We start from the raw sequence: 19,376 nt of genomic DNA on the forward strand, positions 1-19,376 counted from the left end.
TCTTATCATTGAGATGCAGTATCTCAAAATAGAAAATAGAGCATGACCTTTAGTAAGAAAAGTATAAGTACAAACTTATCAAAAGAAGAAGTTCTTGGCAAAATTGAAACGCTCACAAAACCATTATCTCCAAAAAATACATTTAATTTTAATACAAAAGAACGTCATCAATTTGAAGGCCGATTTGATGATTTTTCGTTTACGCTTTTTCCATTATTTGATTATGGGTTAAATCAATTATTAAGACCTAAAATTGTGGGGCAAATTGAAACGGAAGGTTTTCATACTATGGTAAAACTAGAATTTTATATACCAAAAAACATCATGTATGTAATGCTTTTGTTAGTGGGACTTGCTATATTTATCTTCACAAAAACAACCATTGATATCGATAAAATGATGATTTTTTCGGCAATAACAATGTCGGTATTTTATTTTGGATATCTCTATAAAGTCAATAAATCAATACAGATAATTGAATCGGAATTGAATTAAAAAATGTCTTTGAAATTTAAAATGAAAGAAATAATAATCGGTATTGCAATAGGAGATGCTTTTGGTGCAGGAGTTGAATTTCAAGACAGAGATTGGATTCGAGAAAATGTTGATTTCACAAGCTTTGTAAGCGCAAGAAATCAAATTCCTGTTCGAGAAGAAAAAAAAGAAGTCTTCATAAAAAACTACAACGATTGGGATTATACAGATGATACCGAAATGACCGTCGGAATGATAAAAGCGCTAATTTCTCAAGAATCTTTTACGGAAGATTTATTAGTAAGAAGTTGGAAGGAGGAATATAAAAAAGGAGAAGCAGAAAAAGGATACGGAAGAAATGGTCACGGATCTATGAGTTGGTATTACTCAGGAGAAAAAACCATCGAAGAAATTAGAGATTTTCAACGGAACAGAAACAATCCTGGGAATGCACCCGCAATGAGAGCAGTTCCGTTAGGACTCATATCAGAAAGCTTGATAAATGAATATGCTTCCATCAATGCGAAAGCAACACATCCAAATATAAACGCAATCATATCAAGTCAATGCATCGCAAGAGCTGCGGAATATATCTTAAAGAAAAACGGAGATAGAAATTCGATAATAGATTATTGTAAAAGTAAAGTAGACTTAAACAAAGAGTATGAAGAGTATTTAAATCAAGTAGATCTCTTAGGTGATTATCATGATTTAAAAGATGATGACTTTACAATTTTATGCGGTTCACAACCTATAGAAGCACCTTATTTCTTGCCAGGAATAAAAGGAGTTCCTTCAGATTCCAAATACACAACAGGGAGTGTATTGTATGTTTTAAAAAACAGTATAAGCGCTATGGATGCATTGCAAAAATCAATACGACTTGGAGGAGACGTAGATTCAGTGGCTTCCATAACAACAGGAATTATGGCAGGATTGTGTGGCTTGGAGAGTATTCCTAAGTTTATGTTAGATCAAGTAGAAGGAACAAATTATTTGATAGAAATCGCAGAAGCGTTTGAAAAACAAATATAAAACCACAAACTCACAAATTCTCCCTATTTTTGCAGCATGAAGCAAGCAGTTAAGAAGGACATACGCGCATTAAGCAAAGAACAACTTCGTGAATTTTTCGTGGCAGAAGGAGACAAAGCATTTCGTGGAAATCAAGTCTATGAATGGTTGTGGCAAAAAGGCGCGCATAAATTTGAAGACATGACAAATGTTTCTAAAGAAACGCGTCAAATGTTGGAAGATAACTTTGTCATCAATCACATTCGTGTAGATAAAATGCAACGTAGTAATGATGGTACAATAAAAAATGCTGTACGCTTGCATGATGGTCTAATTGTAGAATCGGTTTTAATTCCAACAAGTACGCGAACAACGGCATGTGTGTCTAGTCAAGTAGGTTGTAGTTTAGATTGTAAATTTTGCGCTACGGCGCGATTAAAACGTATGCGAAATCTAAATCCTGATGAAATTTACGATCAGGTAATTGCTATTGATCGCGAAAGCAGACTGTATCATAATAGACCACTTTCAAACATTGTATTCATGGGAATGGGAGAACCATTAATGAATTACAACAATGTATTAAAAGCCATCGAAAAAATAACTTCGGATGAAGGCTTGGGGATGTCACCAAAACGAATTACTGTTTCCACATCTGGCGTGCCAAAAATGATTAAAAAAATGGCAGATGATGAAGTCAAATTCAAATTGGCCGTCTCGCTACATTCGGCAATCGAAGAAGTACGAACGTCTATCATGCCATTCAACGAACACTTTCCTTTAAAGGATTTAAAAGAAGCATTGGCATATTGGTATGATAAAACCAAAAACAAAATTACGTACGAATATGTAGTTTGGGATGGAATCAACGACCAGCAAAAAGACATCAATGCATTGGTGAAATTCTGTAAAGATGTGCCAAGTAAAGTCAATCTTATAGAATACAATCCAATTGATGATGGCGAGTTTCAACAAGCAAGTAACAAAGCAATTGATCGCTATGTAGATTCACTAGAGCAAAACGGAATTACTGTAACCGTAAGACGTTCTAGAGGAAAAGATATTGATGCTGCATGCGGACAATTGGCAAACAAAGAGTAGTTTTATAGTAATGAATATGGAGACATGAGTATTGAGAATTTTCAAAGAGAATTCACGATAAAAAAGCATGTATTTTCAAATAAAACAATTCAATATAAGAAGTCTAGCAATCTAAGAGCGGAGCGATCTAAAAGCAAAGCGATCCTACAATCTAAAAAAAGCCTTCAAAGTAAAAACTTCAAAGGCTTTATAAAATTATATGTAAATTACTTTATTCTTTCACTACTTTATAAGAACTTACAGTATCGCCAATAGTAACGATCATAATATAAGTTCCTGCTCTTAAAGAAGAAATGTCTACTTGTCTGTTAGCCAACACATTTTCATCAACTCGCATTACTGATTGACCGAAAAGGTTAATAATTTCAAGCTTATTAATTGGTAATGTACTATCAAACTGTACAATTCCTTTTGTTGGATTTGGATAGTACTTAAAATTATTCGCATTTACTTCTTCTACAGATAAAGGATCTGCTTCAGTTGTAAAACTCCAAATAGGAGAGTTTACTGCATCTCCACCTACATTCTTAGCTACAATTTGCCAGTAATACAAAGTGTTATATTCCATTCCTGTAATATCTACAGTTACGTTTCCAAGTGTTCCTAATAAGGCTAATGTGCCAGGAGAATCTCCTAAATACACATCATAAGCAGTTGCTGGATCTCCTGTTACAGCAGCTTCCCAAGCAAAAGTTACAGAGTTATCTGGATTTCCATCCATATTATCATCGGCAGTATCAATTACAACGCCCGTAGCCATATCAGCTGGAGTTGGAGTCGTTGCAGGATCTGGCGCAGTTGCATCGGCAATCATATCAATATTATCAAGAATCCAACGGTCACCGTCATTATTCTCCATAACAAAAGCAACATAAATAGGTTGTCCAATATATGCTGATAAATCCACAGTGTGTTGTGCTAATGGTCCACCAGACCAAACATCGGTTTCTGATTGTGTGTCAACAATGGTAAAATCTCCATGTGTGGTTTGACTCATTCCTGTAGAAACTCGAACTGTATATGTAGAACCATAATCGGTAGCAAAACTATCTGATTGATCAAACGATAGGATGAAATTTGTAGCATCTACAGTAAATTGAGGAGTTACAAGCCAGTCTTGTGCATTTCCTCCAGTAACGGCTTCCCAATTTACAAAAATAACATTATTAGTAGCTCCATCATTCACTTGCCAATCTTGCATAGTTCCCAATCCATTGGTTCCTGGGTAAATTGCCCATCCTGCAGGAATCATGGTGCTGGATTCGAAGTCTTCGGACAGTTGAGCAAACCCAAGTTGATAGAATGCTAATAAAAGTAAAAAAGTAATTTTTCTCATAATCAAGGCTTTATATGTTTATAATCATAAAGTTATAAAAAAAAAGACAACTCTAGTAAATTACTATTGTTTTTATCGTTTATAGGAATATTTTTATGGATTATATAAAAAAAGAGAGAGTTTTTCGACTTTTAAAGAAACCAAAAATCAAAATACACTCATTTTGATTCTCTAAAAACATACTGAACTTCTTACAACTATACTAAAAAGGCGAAAATAAAACGATGAATTACACATAAGAACTGTTTGAATCTTGTTAAAAAGGATACAAATCATCGAATTTGTTAATATCTTTGCAGTCGAATGAAAGTAGTTGCGCAGATAAAACAACCTATTCTTAAGGAAATGGAACTTTTCGAAAAAAAGTTTTCCAATTCTATGACTTCCAAAGTCGCGCTACTAAACCGCATCACACATTATATCGTAAATCGTAAAGGGAAGCAAATGCGTCCTATGTTTATCTTTTTGGTGTCTAAAATGGCTTCAGACGGATTGGTAAACGATCGTACATATCGTGGTGCTTCAGTTATTGAACTGATTCATACAGCTACACTAGTGCATGACGATGTAGTAGATGATTCCAACAGACGAAGAGGTTTTTTCTCAATCAATGCGCTATGGAAAAATAAAATTGCCGTATTAGTCGGTGATTATTTACTGTCTAAAGGGCTATTGCTTTCTATTGATAATGGTGATTTTGATTTGTTGCGAATTATCTCTGTCGCAGTTCGCGAAATGAGTGAAGGTGAATTGTTACAGATTGAAAAAGCACGTAGATTAGACATTACAGAGGAAATCTACTATGAAATCATTCGACAAAAAACAGCTACTTTAATTGCTGCTTGCTGCGCTATGGGCGCACAATCGGTAAATGCTCCAGAAGAAGAAGTAGAACGCATGCGTTTGTTTGGAGAGTATATAGGAATGGCTTTTCAAATAAAAGATGACTTATTCGATTATGGAGAAACGCAAATAGGAAAGCCTACAGGAATTGATATCAAAGAGCAAAAAATGACACTTCCACTCATTTATGCATTGAATCATTGCACAAAAGAAGAGAAAAAATGGGCAATTAATTCTGTAAAAAATCACAACAAAGACAAAAAAAGAGTCAAAGAAGTGATTGCTTTTGTAAAAAAAGTGGGCGGATTGGAATATGCAGTAACTCAAATGAAAATGTACCAAGAAAAAGCGCTTGAGCTACTTAAAACCTACCCGCAGTCTACATATAAAGATTCATTAGTATTGATGGTAAATTACGTGATTGATAGAAAAAAATAATTTTTTTTCTACATGCAGACAACCATTTGCATAAAAATTGCGTCTATGTAAATAGAAAGCAAACTGTATAGTGAAAGTTATTCAATTACATCTACAAGAAGCACAACTCATAAAACGAGCAAAACGCAACGACCGAAAAGCGCAGCAAACGTTATATGCACAACACGCACCAAAAATGTTGAGTGTTTGTAGGTATTACATTTCTAACGTTCACGATGCTGAAGAAACAATGCTTTCAGGATTTTTTAAAGTATTTACACAATTAAAAAGCTACCAAGGCAAAGGAAGTTTTGAAGGTTGGATTCGAAGAATTATGATTCGAGAATCAATCTCTTTTCTTCGAAAGAAAAACCCATTAGTGACGGTAGAAGAAATAGAAAGCTTTACAGAAATAACCGAATGTGAAGTAAATGTAAATGCTGGCGTTGAAGAAATCCAAAAAGTAATAGACGCGTTGCCACAAGGATATAGAATTGTATTCAATCTATATGAAATAGAAGGCTATAAACATCAAGAAATTGCAGAAATGCTCAATATCTCTGTTAGCACTTCCAAAACGCAGCTGTTCAAAGCAAAAAAGACGCTTCAAACTCAACTACGATCAAAAAAAAACAGAGCTAATGAAATCGCATGACATAAAAGACATATTGGAAGAGCGCAGGATGGAAGTATCTGAACACTCGTGGGAAAAGCTCGCGGGACAACTCGATGCGAACGATCAAAAGAAACGCAGAAAGAAATTTTACTATCCGTATGCTGCATGTTTGGCATTAATAATAAGCGCAATTGTGTTTATGTTTATGAAAAATGATGGAAATTCAACTACGGAAACTATTGTTGATACAGAAGAAGTTATCAAACAAGATAAAGAATCAAAAACGCCAATCATTCTAAAAGATAAAATAGATACGAAAGCTTTTAAAGAAGCATTGGTGCAATCTGAAGGAACAAAACAACAGCAACAAATAGAAACAACAGCAACCGAGAAAGTACAACCTATAGGGAGTCAATCGAAAAAACAGCTAACGGCAGCATTACAGAAAGAAGTTCAAAACACAGTAGTTGTCACTAAAATAGATACATTTCCAAAAGAAATTATACCAAAAAAGTTGGAAAATGTAATTGTACAAAAAGAAGTTGTGTTAGATAGAGATAAAGAATTAAAAGCTTCTATTGCAGCGTTATCTGCGAAGGAAAATGTGCAAATAACCTTTCAAGAAATTGATCAATTGTTGAAAGAAGCACAAGAATCTCTTAAGCAGTTAGACGTTAAAAAAGAAGATACAGCAGTTTTAAGATTCGCAACTGCAGACGAATTATTAAACGATGTAGAATACGAATTGGACATGTCATTTAAGCAAAAAGTATTCGAGCTTATTAAAGAAAAAGTCAAAAAAAGAAATACTGTTGTCGTAGAAGATTAATAGCGAAACAGTAAAGAAAATCATCAAATCATTATAAAAAAAACGAACATGAAAACAAGTACTTTGTATTTATGCCTGATATTCCTATGTGTAAATTTTACCATGCAGGCACAAAAAATCGATAGCAAAACAATTAAAAAAAGGCAAGATTCTACAGCCATTAAAAAAGAACAAGAAAGAAAATATTTTGAAGCGCTATTACGTATTATTACTGAAGATGAAAAAATATTGCTTAAAAATAAAATAGAGCACATCAATGAAAAATTGGAAAAAGGAAAAATTACCCCAGCGGACGCTGAAAAGGAAAAAAAGAAGGCGGCATTATTAGCGGCTGCGAACATTGAATATCGTATGGCGAAAAAAAAGCGTGAAATGTTTTTGGACCACTATATTCAAGAAGGAGGAAGTTTTATCCGATTTGGGGAAATTTTTGATACAAGGAAAATTAAAAAGAGACCTCTTAAATATGATCGCCGTACAAAATCAGATGTCGTATTTGCTTTTGGACTCAACAATGCAATTCAAGATGGAAAATCACTCAATGATTCCGATTATAAAATTGGCGGATCGCGTTTCTTTGAATTTGGATTTATGTGGACAACGCGTGTTGCAAAAAATCACAACTTTGTACGTTTTCGCTATGGACTAGCATTGCAATATAATAGCTTAAAGCCTACTGGAAATCGTGTTTTTGTAGACAATGGAGATCTGACAACTTTAGAAGAATTTCCAAACGATTTACGTCGCTCAAAAATTAGAATGACCAATTTAACAGTGCCATTATACTTCGAATTTGGTCCGTCGAGAAAACTAGATAGAAAAAAATACATTCGGTATTATACCAATTCAAAATTTAAATTCGGAATCGGTGGTTATGCAGGATTCAATATTGCTGTAAAACAAAAATTACGTTACAAAGAAAACGGAGAACGCATAGATCAAGAAATACGTAGAAACTTCAATACAAATACTTTTGTGTATGGTTTAGGCGCATATATTGGTTGGGATGATATGAGTTTGTATTGTAAATATGACTTATCACCAATTTTTAAAAGCCCAAACGCAAAACAACGTAACATTTCGCTTGGTGTACGATTAGATGTATTCTAACAGAAATTTAAAACTCAAAAGGTCAGATCGAGTGGCGAATCTCTGATTCGTTGTATCGAGATCTACTTAGAAGTAATTGTTTTCAAAGTACTTCTCGATACTAAATTTCCATGAAATTTCACTCGAAGTGACGTTCTGAATCCTCAACTCATATAAAAACAAATTCACAACTGTTTAAAAGTAGTTGTGTAGACAATCAATGCCAAAAAACAATGAAAAAACTCTTCTTACTTTTTACTATTTGTATATCGCTTTTCGCGAATGGACAAACGTTGCAAACAGCCATTGAAAACATAAAAATATCCTTAGATATATCATCAACGCAAAAACTAGATACATCTTTGGATGCGCTTGTTTCTCAAATAGGAGACAAGCGTATCATTGCACTAGGTGAAGACACGCATGGAACAGCAGAATTTTACGAGCTTCGTGCGGTAATTACTAAAAAATTGATTCAAGAAAAAGGATTCAATATGGTGATTTTAGAAAATCCGTATGAAGATTTAGAAATATTATCGCAAAATTTGCAAACAGAATCGATTGATTCATTGATGAAAAAACATTTATTCTCCATCTATCAAACGGAGAAAATGAAGGATTTTTTAATCTGGTTAAAAAAGTACAATCAAACACATACGCCAATTCCCTTTAAAGGTTGTGACGATTCGTATCGTGAAATTTTACCAGAAATGCTTTCCAAAGAATTGCAATCAAATATGACTTCTGAAATCAAAGAAATTTTAAAACAATTCAAGTTGCGTGTTACATTAGAACCGAGTGAATTCTACGAAAGATTTCCAGACAAAAAACCTGCAAAAGTTGATAATTACGGATACAATCGTGAAATATATCGCTTAATTATCAATCTTGAAAAAGCAGTCAAAAAAGAAAATATTTCTTCAAAACGCTTGGATGAATTATTGTTGAACGCAAAAAGCTCTTATATCAATTACGAAATGGTTTTTACAGGAAGCATCATCACCAGAGATATTGTCATGGCTGAACGCGTGGCATATTTGGCGAAAGATCCAAAAGCAAAAATCATTGTTTGGGCACACAATGCACATATTTCAAAAGAAGTAATTATCGACAACGAAATTGGCTTGATGGGAAGAAACCTTAAAAAAGAATTCCCAAATGAGTATGCGGCAGTTGGAATGAGTAGTTTTAGTGGAAGTTATTCGTATATGAAAAAACGTCTAATCAATGATGATCATAACTATGATGATCAACTATACAAATCCGATTATCCTGCCTTACCAACAAATACCTTTGAAGAAAAATTGGCGCAAAACAAGTCGGAAGCATATTACTTTTCCATCACTCAAAAAATAAAAGAAATCTGTATAAAATTACCAAAACAAAAAGTAAAACTCTTCGGATATAGAACCAATACGGAAAAGGACTATTATGAAGTCAATCCTACAACCATGTATGATTTTGTGGTTTTCATCAAAAACACGAATGCTACAAAACCTTTGTTTACGTACGAGTCAAAAAAATAGAAATATATACATTACAGAATTAGCGCAAAAAAGAGATGCAAATCAAAGTATCTCTTTTTTTGTCTAATATTAATCGAAACTTAGTATTTTTGAAGTTCATTCCTAAAAATCCCGAAACCATTGATTTCAAAATCAACCATAGATGCTGTATTTGACATTTCTCGCGTAGAAGAAGTGATTGGCGATTTTGTTCAACTCAAAAAATCAGGAAGTAACTTCAAAGGGTTAAGTCCATTCTCAGACGAGCGTACACCGTCGTTTATGGTGTCGCCTGTAAAGCAAATTTGGAAAGATTTCAGTTCTGGAAAAGGAGGAAATGCTGTTGCGTTTTTAATGGAGCACGAACATTTTACCTATCCTGAAGCTATAAAATATTTAGCGAATAAATACGGAATTGAAATTGAAGAAACCGAACGTACAGACGAAGAAAAAGCCTTAGCAAACGAAAAAGAAAGCATGTATTTGGTTTCTGAATATGCTAAAAAATACCATCAAGAAACACTTTGGGATTCTCCAAAAGGAAAAGCCATCGGACTTACCTATTTTAAAGAAAGGGGATTTACTACAGAAACTATCAAAAAGTTTGGCTTGGGGTATGCCTTGGATGAATGGAGCGCGTTTACGGATGCAGCACTAAAAGAAAGTTACAATCTTACCTATCTTGAAAAAACGGGACTAACAATTGTAAAGGGTGAAAAACGTTTTGATCGCTTCAAAGGTAGAGTCATGTTTCCTATTCATAGTATGAGTGGACGCGTGCTTGGTTTTGGTGGGCGAATCTTAACGAGCGATAAAAAAGCAGCCAAATATCTCAATTCACCCGAAAGTGATATCTACCATAAAAGTAAAGTTTTGTATGGTTTGTACTATGCAAAACAGGCAATTGCAAAAGAAGATAATTGTTATTTGGTGGAAGGATATACGGATGTCATTCAAATGCATCAAGCGGGAATTCACAATGTAGTTTCTTCTTCTGGAACTGCCTTAACGGCGGAACAAATCCGTTTGATAAATCGCTTAACAAAAAATATTACCATTCTCTATGATGGAGATGCTGCGGGAATTCGCGCGTCGCTTCGTGGAGTAGATTTGATTTTAGAGCAAGGCATGAATGTACGTGTATGTACATTTCCTGATGGTGATGATCCTGATAGTTTTACAAAGAACAATGCCTTAGAAGATGTCTTGGCATATTTTGAAAACAATGTAAAAGATTTTATCAGTTACAAAGCTTCCTTATTAATGGAAGTTGCCAAAAACGATCCGATCAAAAAGGCAGAAGTCATCAATGACATGATGTCTAGTATTTCGAAAGTTTCTGACCGAATCAAACAAGAATTGTACTTGCGTGAAACGTCTCGTATCATGGACATTTCTGAAGAAGTGTTATTTGCTACGTTGGCACAATTGCAAAACAAGGACATCAAAGATGCTAATAAGCAAATCAAGCAAGAAAAAAAGGCGTTTGATGTCATCAAAACAGAGAGGAAGGAAGAAGCTGTTGATCAACAATATGTGTTGGAGCGAAAAATCATTGAAATACTATTGATTTACGGAAACATGGACGCCACATTTGAAGACATGATTTTAAAAGAAGATGAAGATGGCGAATTGGAAATGGTACGTGAACTCTTTGATGCAAAAGTCTTTCAAAAACTATACTTAGACTTGCAACAAGACGAGATAGATTTGGCAAATGAAAAATTTAAAACCATTTACTATCGTGCCATTGAAAGGCTTAACGAAACAGGTAGTTTGGAATTGGACACATTTGTCAATGAAATTGAACCTGAAATCGCAAATGAAGTTACAGATATTCTCATGCGAGAAGAACGCTATGAACTGCACAATTGGGAAGAGCAAAATATCTTCGTAAAGCCCAAAGAAGAAACGATAGCGCAACTTACAAGCGAAACCATTCTTACCTTACGTTGCTTCTTGATTAATCGTAAAATAGAAGAACTCAAGCTTAGTCTTTCTGCTGATACCAAAATAGAAGAATCGCAAAACGTATTAGAAGATATTATCAATTACAACACATTAAAAAAATCACTTTCTGAGCAATTAAAAAGAGTGATGTAGTTTTCCAAGAAAGATTTACAAGTAAATTGATGTATAAAAAATGATGATATATTTATAGCCTAAAAAGGGTATATACATATCATCATAAAAATTTTTTACTGTAGTAAAGAGAAAATCTTTACAAATGCAATTACAGTAATTCCAATGCTTTTGCTTGTTGTAATAGATCAACTAAATTGTCTACATTCAACTTACGCATTAGGCGAGCCTTGTAAGTACTCACAGTTTTTTCGTTCAGATTTAGTTCTTCAGCAACATGTTTGTTACGTTTACCAGAAGCTAAAAGTTTTAAAACTTCTACTTCTCTCGTAGACAAACGTCTAAAGAATCTGCGGGGTTTGTTTGTGCTTTCGTCAAATGCTAAGCGTTGCGCTAACTCGTTGCTAATATAGATGCCTCCATTGGCAACTTTAATAAGCGCGTCTTTAATAACATTTGTAGCTACAGATTTTGACAAGTAACCAGAAGCTCCAGCCCTTAATGTGCTTACTGCGTAAACATCTTCGGAGTGTGAGCTAAACATTATTACTTTTACGTCGGCGAAGTCTTTTTTAAGTCTTCTTAGAGCAGTAATTCCATTGACTTCAGGGATATCCATCTCAAGTAAAACAACATCTACATGCTCTTGACTAATGAAGTCAAAAAGCTCTGAAGTAGTAGCAGCTTTACCTACTACGTCAATCTCTGTAGAGTTCTTAAACAAGGATTTAATTCCTTTTCGAACAATGGGATGATTGTCTGCAATTAATACTTTAACCATAATTTAGTTTTTAAAGTTATTATTAAATCAGACCATCACATAAAGAAAGGTTCGTTATGTCATGCTAACATAAAAACGAATCAATTTTTATTTCAGGTTTAGGGGGTCTGTAGCAACAAATTTAAACAAATTTTTATAAAAACTATAAAAAAAGGTGTTTTTTTATGTAAGATTTTGCGGTATTAAACAGACTGGAATTGGAATCATTTTATGTTGATTAGCAGTATTATATCGTTTGTAAATTTTGAATACTTCTTGTTGTCTTCCAGTAAAGTCATCAGTAGTTTTTCCTGCATCTTTCATGCGCATTGCCCATTCAAGTTCATCGTAGTTTGCACCAATTTGATCTTCGTCGCTTCGAGCATCACCAAATAGTCCGTCAGAAGGTTTTGCTTGCATAATTGATGTAGGAACTTTTAGTAATTCTCCAAGTTGATATACTTCACTTTTCATTAAATCGGCAATTGGACTTAAATCTACACCGCCATCACCGTATTTAGTATAAAATCCAACACCAAAATCCTCTACTTTATTTCCAGTACCTGCAACTAATCTTCCTAGTAAACCTGCATAATAGTATAACGTAGTCATACGCAAACGTGCTCTTGTGTTAGCTAAAGCCATATCGACAGTTGCTTGTGCTCCTTCTAAAGAAACTTCTGTTTTAAATTCTTCAAAAACAGGTGTTAAATCTGTTCGTGTATCTGTCACGTTATCAAAACGTTCCTTTAATTGTTTAATATGTTCTTGCGCACGTGTTACATGACTTTTTGCTTGATGAATTGGCATTTCAATGCATAAAGTTGGTAAGCCCGTTTTTGCGCATAAAGTAGAAGTTACAGCAGAGTCAATTCCTCCGGAAACACCTACAACAAATCCATTTACTCCTGCATTAGTAGCATAATCTTTTAACCATGTCACAATATGATCTATAACCTGTTCAGTCTTCATCTATTTATTTTTATTTTATTAATTCTGTCAGATGGAATTTGCCAATAATCATTTCGGTTGCTATCAACGGAATTATTATGACTCATTTCATATCTTTTGATTTTTTTACAAGATAAAAAAAGTAACTTTGCAGACAAAAATAGCGTCGTAATAAAATTTATAAAAACAGATTGCGTTTATCTATTGGATTAATATAAAACCACTATGAGAAAAATATTGTATGTATGCTTGCTAATTTTAATTGGATGTGCTGATGAAAACCAGCTCGAAAAAGAAATTGCAGCCATTCCGTTAGATGTAAATGTAGTTCGGTTTGATCAAGTATTTTTAAATGCTACGCCGTTCGATTTACCAAAACTCAAAGAAGCATATCCATTATTTTTTCCGAGTTCTGTTCCCGATTCCACTTGGGTTTATACAATGAACGATCCGCTACAAAAAGAATTAAAAACACAAATTGACTCAGTTTTTACAGATTTTGCACCTGTGCAACGTGGCATAAAATCATTACTACAACACATAGAGTTTTACTTTCCAGAATACGATACGCCTAAAGTATATGCAGTAACATCAGAAGATTATCGTAAGAAAGTAGTTTTTTATCAAGACGTAGTTTTAATTGCTTTAAATACGTATTTAGGAGCCAATCATAAATATTATGAAGGAATTCAAAAGTACATTTCCAATACATTTGAAAAGGAAGTAATTCCTGTTGATATGGCAACAGAATTTGCGTATGCGCAAGTAAAACCATCGCGTGAACGTACGTTTTTAAGTAAAATGATTTTCTACGGAAAAGTACAGTATATAAAATCACTTTTAGTGCCAAAAGCAAGTGTTGCTATGCAATTTGGGTACACGCAACAACAAGCAGATTGGGCAGCCGCTAATGAAAAGCAAGTTTGGACGTATTTCCTCGAAAAAGATTTGTTGTATAGTACCAATAGTAAATTGGATGCTCGATTCTTAAATTTGGCACCATTCTCTAAATTTTATTTAGAAATAGATAATGAATCTCCTGGAGGAATTGGTCGTTATATTGGCTATCAAATAGTAAAGGCATATATGGAAAATAATGATGTATCTTTGCAAAATCTTTTAGGGAAACCTTCGAAAGAAATTTTTAATAATTCAAAGTTCAAACCAAAGAAATAATGGCAAAAAAAATGAAGTCCGAAATAAAAATTGCAGTCACTGTTGATGAAAACAACGTGCCCGAAGCAATCAATTGGACTGCAAAAGATGGTGGTGTAGAAAATGAAGCTTCCAAAGCTGTAATGTTATCAGTTTGGGATCACAAAGCACAAGAAAGTTTACGAATCGATTTATGGACAAAAGATATGCCTGTAGACGAAATGAAAGTATTTTACCATCAAACCTTAGTGTCAATGGCGCGTTCATTTCAACGTGCAACGAACGATGAAAAAATGAGCGCAACGATGATGGATTTCTGCGATTATTTTGCTGAAAAATTAGAGATTGTAAAGAAATAAGTAGCATTTTTGATGAAAATAAAAGGGTACTCTATATGGAAACCTCTCGTAATATGTGAAGGGGTTTTTGATGTAGCACCATTTGAAACTGCTCTAATAATTTTTCTTAAAGGCTTTCCTGATTTAGCAAATGAGTTTTACGCTGGAAATGAATTTTGGATAAAACCAGAAGAAGCGTATTTACACTTTTTAGAAGAATTAATTCTTGAAAGACTTGAGTCAATAACGAAAGAAGGTGATTGGCGAAATGAATATAAGCAAGAGCATATAGCGCTTTTAAAAAAAGCACAAATGATCATTAAATTTGAGTTTTTAGGTAAACAGTATGAAATAAATACATTTGGTGATAGAAATGCGTCTACTACAATGGATTTAATCTCTTTCTATAATGCGCTAGTTGATGTAAAAGACGGATTGGGACTTAAAGTAACTCCTAAAACAAACTGATTAAGATTAGTCCTAATCTTTCTCTAAAATCTCAATTCTAGTTTTAATTGTACCAGTTTCTTCCAGTCGAATAACCTTAAATAGCAATCGAATTAAAAACCCTGGATTGATAACGATGTTAGCTTTCTTAGCAACTTTTGCATCTCGTTCTTTAATCAAGTTTGGCCATTCAGTTTCAGGTGAACTCGCTAATAAAGTTGCGTATTTCCATGCACCATCTCTGGCAAGTTTCATGCTAAAATCAATCAGGATAGTATCAAACTTTTCGGTGACTTTAATAATTTTGGCTAAAAATGTCCATATCAATGACAGTTCTTTTTCTACATCATGGACTAGTTCGCTCAAAATTTCATTAATCTTATTAAAATCATCGTGCAAATCGATGATATCTTTCCCTTTCATCACTTCTGCTGCGGCAATTCCTAAATCTAAATTAATATGTGCATTCATTCCTAGTAACAAATGCTGTAACACAATTAACCAATAACTATCTGCTTTTTCAAATGCAATTTGCCAAGAAGTTGTGGGTTGGGTACCGTTTTTAAACTCAGTATACGCTTGTAAATAGCGATTGGCAAAAATAACATCGAGCTTTTCCATACGCGGATTATCATCAAAAAAATGATTCTCAATTCCTTCTTTCACTTTGCAAGTCACTTTGTGATACAGAGCTGCAAAATAGCCCATTGTACTTGGCGCTTCTTTATTCTCTTTAATAATTTGGTCTAGGAATGAAATTACTTCATCAATGGTAGTTGCTTGCATGATTGGTGTGTTTGATCTCTTAAAAGTATGAAAATATGTGAAAGCTTAAAAGGAAAGTGTGTTTAATGCGACTTATGTTTTAGTATTGAGGTGTTAGAATTGAGTAGTGAGACGTTTCAAATTACATTTATTGATCCTTTGGTAGATTTGGTGTGGGTAAAGAGGTATTAGGTTTTGGGTATTAGGGATTAGTAAGTTTTTTAAGAACCTATGAATACACAAATGCACAACTTAACAAAGAACAAAGAACAAAAAAACAATTGAAAAAAATAATCTTCATATATAATGCAAAATCAGGAAAACTTAACGGTTTACTAGATATTGCGCATAAATTAGTGAGTCCAAAAACCTATCAATGTAAATTGTGTGCAATAACGCACGATACTTTTTCGGAAAATATATTGTGGAAAGAATTTAGGGAGAACACATCGCTTTCGCTGGAATTTTTGCACAACGACGAATTTGAAAAGCAATATCAATATGCAGAAGCTAAGTATCCTGTGATATTTTTAAAAGAAGCACAAAAACTTACTGAGTGGATTTCGAAAAGTGAAATAGAAAAAATAGAAACAACGGAAGAATTGATTCATCTAATAGAATCAAAAGCAAAAACTATGAATTTTTTAAATCCTTATTAATCTGTCCAATAAAATTCAATACTTCATCACGACCAATAGCTTTCGAAGAAGAAGTCACAAAATATTGTGGCATTTCTTCCCATACATCTTCCAATAACTTCGCTTCATAGTTGGCAACATGCTTGTCAATCTGTGAAGGACGTAGTTTGTCAGTTTTGGTAAAAATAATACAAAACGGAATCTGGTTTTCGCCCATCCATTGCATAAACTCCAAATCGACCTTCTGTGGATCGTGGCGAATATCAACTAACACAAATGCACAAACCAATTGCGTACGTTTTCTAAAATATTCAGTAATAAACTTTTGAAAAACTTTCTTAGCGCTCTTAGAAACACGCGCATAACCGTAACCAGGTAAATCGACCAAAAACCATTCGTTATTAATCTTAAAATGATTAATCAACTGTGTTTTTCCAGGTCTTCCAGAAGTTTTAGCTAAACTTTTGCGTTGTGTCAACATATTAATCAATGAAGACTTCCCAACATTCGAGCGTCCAATAAAAGCATATTCAGGAATTGGATTTTTTGGGCATTTAGCAACGTCCGAGTTGCTCATTACGAATTCGGCAGATTTTATCTTCATAAAAAGTCAGATTAAAAGTTACGTTTAGTCAACCAGTTTTGCAAACATTCGTTAAACTCTTCAGGATGTTCCATCATAGGCGCATGCCCACATTTGTCTATCCAATATAAGTCAGAATCAGGAAGTAATTCATGAAACTCTTCTGCAACATTTGGCGGTGTAACTGTATCATTTTTTCCCCAAATAATTCCTGTAGGAATGTTCATTTTTGGTAAATCTTTCCCCATATTATGGCGAATAGCACTTTTAGCAATTGCTAAAGTTTTAATCAGTTTACTACGATTATTTACAGTAGCAAAAACTTCATCTACAATCTCTTTTGTCGCAACTGCTGGATCGTAAAAAACATCTTCACTTTTCTTTTTAATAAACTCATAATCACCACGTTTTGGGTATCCGTCGCCCATGGCGCTTTCATACAATCCAGAACTTCCAGTAATCACTAAGCCTTTTACCAATTCAGGATACAGTTTTGTAGTAAGTAACCCAATATGTCCACCAAGTGAATTACCTAGTAAAATTGCTTTATCGAGATCTTTGTGTTTAATAAAATCTTTGACATACTTCGCGAAATTCTTCACGTTTGTCTTAAGAAGTGGCATTGTGTAAATAGGCAACTCAGGGATTAAAATTTTATATCCTTTCGTTGAAAAATTTTCGGTAACGGCTTCAAAATTACTCAAACCGCCCATTAAGCCATGTAAAATAACGATAGGTGTCCCTTCTCCCAATTCGAGATAATTGAATTTACCTTCCTTTTTAAAGCTTTCTTTCATTAATGGCTATCAGTTTTTTAACAAGAGACAAATATAGGCATTTCGGAATTATAAAAATGCTTTTTTTTTAATGTCTCAAAAAATAGTAAAACAGAGCAGAAATATTCATAAAAAGCATGGTTTTGCTTTCAAATTCCCACTTTCAATAAATTGATTTATAGCGTATTTAAGGGCTTTTTCGTTAAAAAGTGGAAAAACTTATCAACAAAGTGGTAAAATGTGGTAAAATGTGGTAATTTTTTCAATATATTTGAATCTTATAATAGGTAAGCCATATTCTCACGTGATAAATTTAATTGGAACATACGAATGTAAAGTAGACGCTAAAGGGCGAATGCTTGTTCCTGCTGATTTAAAAAAGCAGTTGTCTCCAGTTTTGCAAGAAGGTTTCGTGATTAAAGAAGGTTTGTTTGGTTCATGTTTAGAGTTGCATCCGATGAGTGAATGGAATTTGATGACGCAAAAACTAAACAAATTGAACCGTTTTAAAAAGAAAAATGTGGATTTCATTCGAAGATTTAACAAAGGTGTTCGAATGGTAGAAATTGACGCAGCAGGAAGATTGCTGATTCCGAAAGACTTAGTAGGTTTTGCAGGAATCAAAAAAGAAATCGTGTTGTCGTCAGCAATCAACATTGTAGAAATTTGGGATAAAGAGCAATACAATGCAGCTACAGATGATGCAGATGTTGATATAGGAGATTTGGCAGAAGAAGTAATGGGAAATGACGATGAAGATGGAATATCATAATCCAGTACTGTTGAAAGAAACAGTAGACGGACTCAACATCAAAGAAGATGGTGTATATGTAGATGTAACTTTTGGCGGCGGTGGACATTCAAAAGAAATTTTAAGCCGATTAGGAGAACACGGAAAATTATATGCGTTCGATCAAGATCAAGATGCGCTTGAAAATGCACTTGATGATCCGCGATTTACGTTGATTAGTCAAAATTTTAGACACCTAAAAAAGTTTTTGCGCTTTTATGGAGCTCGAAAAGTAGATGGGATTCTAGGTGATTTTGGCGTTTCATCACACCAATTTGATGTAGCAGAACGAGGTTTTTCTTTACGCTTTGAAGCGGATTTGGATATGCGAATGGATCAAGAAGGAGAAGTTTCTGCATACCATATAGTAAATGAATATTCGGAAGGTGAATTGCGATCTATACTATCATTATATGGTGAAGTAAGAAATGCAAAGGGAATTGCAGCGCAAATTGTGTTGGCAAGATCGGAAGAGCCAATTCGTACAACAGAAGAATTACGTGTGGCATTGCAACGTTTTTTGCCAAAACACAGAGAGCACAAAGTATTGGCGCAAATCTACCAAGCAATTCGTATTGAAGTAAACCAAGAAATAGAAGTCTTAAAAGAATTTCTATTGCAAACCGAAGAAGTATTAGAAGAAGGTGGAAGGCTTAGTTTAATAAGTTATCATTCGCTAGAAGACAGATTGGTAAAACGATTTATTCGAAATGGATTATTTGAAGGCGAACCTGAAAAAGATTTTTACGGTAGAGTAGAAGTGCCATTCAAAAAAGTTGGAAAATTAATCATTCCATCCAAAGAAGAAATAAAAACAAACAACAGAGCGCGCAGCGCAAAACTCAGAATAGCAGAACGGCTGTAATA

General features: G+C 33.9%; 21 protein-coding genes. 15 read left to right on the forward strand and 6 right to left on the reverse strand.

Going from position 1 to position 19,376, the window contains the following annotated elements; genetic code table 11:
* Positions 1–42: 42 nt before the first annotated feature.
* Genes ACRBBL_RS24975 through rlmN form a run of 3 tightly spaced genes read left to right on the forward strand, consistent with a single transcriptional unit; the run spans position 43 to position 2,589 of the window.
* Entirely contained in the window at positions 43–495 is a 453-nt protein-coding gene (locus ACRBBL_RS24975) for a hypothetical protein (RefSeq protein ID WP_431371828.1), read from the forward strand.
* Positions 496–516: 21 nt separating this feature from the next.
* Complete coding sequence (locus tag ACRBBL_RS24980) at positions 517–1,509, forward strand: ADP-ribosylglycohydrolase family protein (RefSeq protein WP_431371829.1); 993 nt, start codon at positions 517–519, stop codon at positions 1,507–1,509.
* Between the two features lie 36 nt (positions 1,510–1,545).
* On the forward strand, positions 1,546–2,589 hold the full coding sequence (gene rlmN / locus ACRBBL_RS24985; protein WP_431371830.1) for a 23S rRNA (adenine(2503)-C(2))-methyltransferase RlmN: 1,044 nt from the start codon (positions 1,546–1,548) through the stop codon (positions 2,587–2,589).
* 211 nt (positions 2,590–2,800) lie between these two features.
* Here rlmN and ACRBBL_RS24990 read toward each other — a convergent pair whose 3' ends face one another.
* Complete coding sequence (locus ACRBBL_RS24990) at positions 2,801–3,925, reverse strand: choice-of-anchor J domain-containing protein (protein ID WP_431371831.1); 1,125 nt, start codon at positions 3,923–3,925, stop codon at positions 2,801–2,803.
* Positions 3,926–4,228: 303 nt separating this feature from the next.
* Between ACRBBL_RS24990 and ACRBBL_RS24995 the strand changes: the two genes are divergently transcribed.
* The 6 genes from ACRBBL_RS24995 to dnaG all read left to right on the forward strand — a co-directional run bounded on the left by ACRBBL_RS24995 (position 4,229) and on the right by dnaG (position 11,327).
* Entirely contained in the window at positions 4,229–5,206 is a 978-nt protein-coding gene (locus ACRBBL_RS24995; RefSeq protein WP_431371832.1) for a polyprenyl synthetase family protein, read from the forward strand.
* A 70-nt stretch (positions 5,207–5,276) separates the two neighbouring features.
* Complete coding sequence (locus ACRBBL_RS25000; RefSeq protein ID WP_431371833.1) at positions 5,277–5,840, forward strand: RNA polymerase sigma factor; 564 nt, start codon at positions 5,277–5,279, stop codon at positions 5,838–5,840.
* Positions 5,827–6,630, forward strand: coding sequence for a hypothetical protein (locus tag ACRBBL_RS25005; RefSeq protein ID WP_431371834.1), 804 nt, complete (start codon positions 5,827–5,829; stop codon positions 6,628–6,630). The genes ACRBBL_RS25000 and ACRBBL_RS25005 overlap by 14 nt, the downstream gene beginning before the upstream one ends.
* Before the next feature lie 48 nt (positions 6,631–6,678).
* Entirely contained in the window at positions 6,679–7,740 is a 1,062-nt protein-coding gene (locus tag ACRBBL_RS25010) for a hypothetical protein (RefSeq protein ID WP_431371835.1), read from the forward strand.
* A 212-nt stretch (positions 7,741–7,952) separates the two neighbouring features.
* On the forward strand, positions 7,953–9,245 hold the full coding sequence (locus tag ACRBBL_RS25015; protein WP_431371836.1) for an erythromycin esterase family protein: 1,293 nt from the start codon (positions 7,953–7,955) through the stop codon (positions 9,243–9,245).
* Positions 9,246–9,365: 120 nt separating this feature from the next.
* On the forward strand, positions 9,366–11,327 hold the full coding sequence (gene dnaG, locus ACRBBL_RS25020) for a DNA primase (protein ID WP_431371837.1): 1,962 nt from the start codon (positions 9,366–9,368) through the stop codon (positions 11,325–11,327).
* A 130-nt stretch (positions 11,328–11,457) separates the two neighbouring features.
* Here the strand turns inward: dnaG and ACRBBL_RS25025 are convergent, their stop codons facing one another.
* Together ACRBBL_RS25025 and nadE are read right to left on the reverse strand one after the other, a co-directional pair.
* A complete protein-coding gene (locus tag ACRBBL_RS25025; RefSeq protein WP_431371838.1) occupies positions 11,458–12,087 on the reverse strand; it encodes a response regulator in 630 nt (209 codons plus the stop codon).
* Between the two features lie 162 nt (positions 12,088–12,249).
* Positions 12,250–13,038: an NAD(+) synthase gene (nadE, locus tag ACRBBL_RS25030; RefSeq protein WP_431371839.1), complete on the reverse strand. Its 789-nt coding sequence runs from the start codon at positions 13,036–13,038 to the stop codon at positions 12,250–12,252.
* A gap of 204 nt (positions 13,039–13,242) precedes the next feature.
* Here nadE and gldB point away from each other — a divergent pair, with 204 nt between their 5' ends.
* From gldB to ACRBBL_RS25045, 3 genes are read left to right on the forward strand one after another with little or no spacing between them, the layout of a single operon-like run.
* Positions 13,243–14,193: a gliding motility lipoprotein GldB gene (gene gldB, locus ACRBBL_RS25035; RefSeq protein WP_431371840.1), complete on the forward strand. Its 951-nt coding sequence runs from the start codon at positions 13,243–13,245 to the stop codon at positions 14,191–14,193.
* Positions 14,193–14,531 (forward strand): gliding motility protein GldC, encoded by a 339-nt coding sequence (gene gldC, locus ACRBBL_RS25040; RefSeq protein ID WP_431371841.1) that lies wholly within the window; start codon positions 14,193–14,195, stop codon positions 14,529–14,531. Before gldB ends, gldC begins: the two co-directional genes overlap by 1 nt.
* A 12-nt stretch (positions 14,532–14,543) precedes the next feature.
* Positions 14,544–14,978: a hypothetical protein gene (locus ACRBBL_RS25045; RefSeq protein WP_431371842.1), complete on the forward strand. Its 435-nt coding sequence runs from the start codon at positions 14,544–14,546 to the stop codon at positions 14,976–14,978.
* 12 nt (positions 14,979–14,990) lie between these two features.
* Here ACRBBL_RS25045 and ACRBBL_RS25050 read toward each other — a convergent pair whose 3' ends face one another.
* Positions 14,991–15,743 carry a DUF5995 family protein gene (locus ACRBBL_RS25050; RefSeq protein WP_431371843.1) on the reverse strand — a complete coding sequence of 251 codons (753 nt, stop codon included), beginning with the start codon at positions 15,741–15,743 and terminating at the stop codon, positions 14,991–14,993.
* Between the two features lie 260 nt (positions 15,744–16,003).
* On the opposite strand from ACRBBL_RS25050, the gene ACRBBL_RS25055 reads away from it, so the two are divergent.
* Positions 16,004–16,381, forward strand: coding sequence for a GTPase (locus tag ACRBBL_RS25055; protein ID WP_431371844.1), 378 nt, complete (start codon positions 16,004–16,006; stop codon positions 16,379–16,381).
* Here ACRBBL_RS25055 and yihA read toward each other — a convergent pair.
* Positions 16,356–16,964 (reverse strand): ribosome biogenesis GTP-binding protein YihA/YsxC, encoded by a 609-nt coding sequence (gene yihA, locus ACRBBL_RS25060; RefSeq protein ID WP_431371845.1) that lies wholly within the window; start codon positions 16,962–16,964, stop codon positions 16,356–16,358. The genes ACRBBL_RS25055 and yihA overlap by 26 nt on opposite strands.
* 11 nt (positions 16,965–16,975) lie before the next feature.
* Positions 16,976–17,740, reverse strand: coding sequence for an alpha/beta fold hydrolase (locus tag ACRBBL_RS25065; RefSeq protein ID WP_431371846.1), 765 nt, complete (start codon positions 17,738–17,740; stop codon positions 16,976–16,978).
* Positions 17,741–18,023: 283 nt separating this feature from the next.
* On the opposite strand from ACRBBL_RS25065, the gene mraZ reads away from it, so the two are divergent.
* A complete protein-coding gene (gene mraZ, locus ACRBBL_RS25070) occupies positions 18,024–18,491 on the forward strand; it encodes a division/cell wall cluster transcriptional repressor MraZ (protein ID WP_431371847.1) in 468 nt (155 codons plus the stop codon).
* Positions 18,478–19,374, forward strand: a complete 897-nt coding sequence (gene rsmH / locus ACRBBL_RS25075; protein ID WP_431371848.1) for a 16S rRNA (cytosine(1402)-N(4))-methyltransferase RsmH — start codon at positions 18,478–18,480, stop codon at positions 19,372–19,374. The genes mraZ and rsmH overlap by 14 nt, the downstream gene beginning before the upstream one ends.
* Positions 19,375–19,376 lie beyond the last annotated feature (2 nt).

Origin of the sequence: Kordia sp. (genome assembly GCF_050633145.1) — a bacterium.
Taxonomy (GTDB): domain Bacteria; phylum Bacteroidota; class Bacteroidia; order Flavobacteriales; family Flavobacteriaceae; genus Kordia.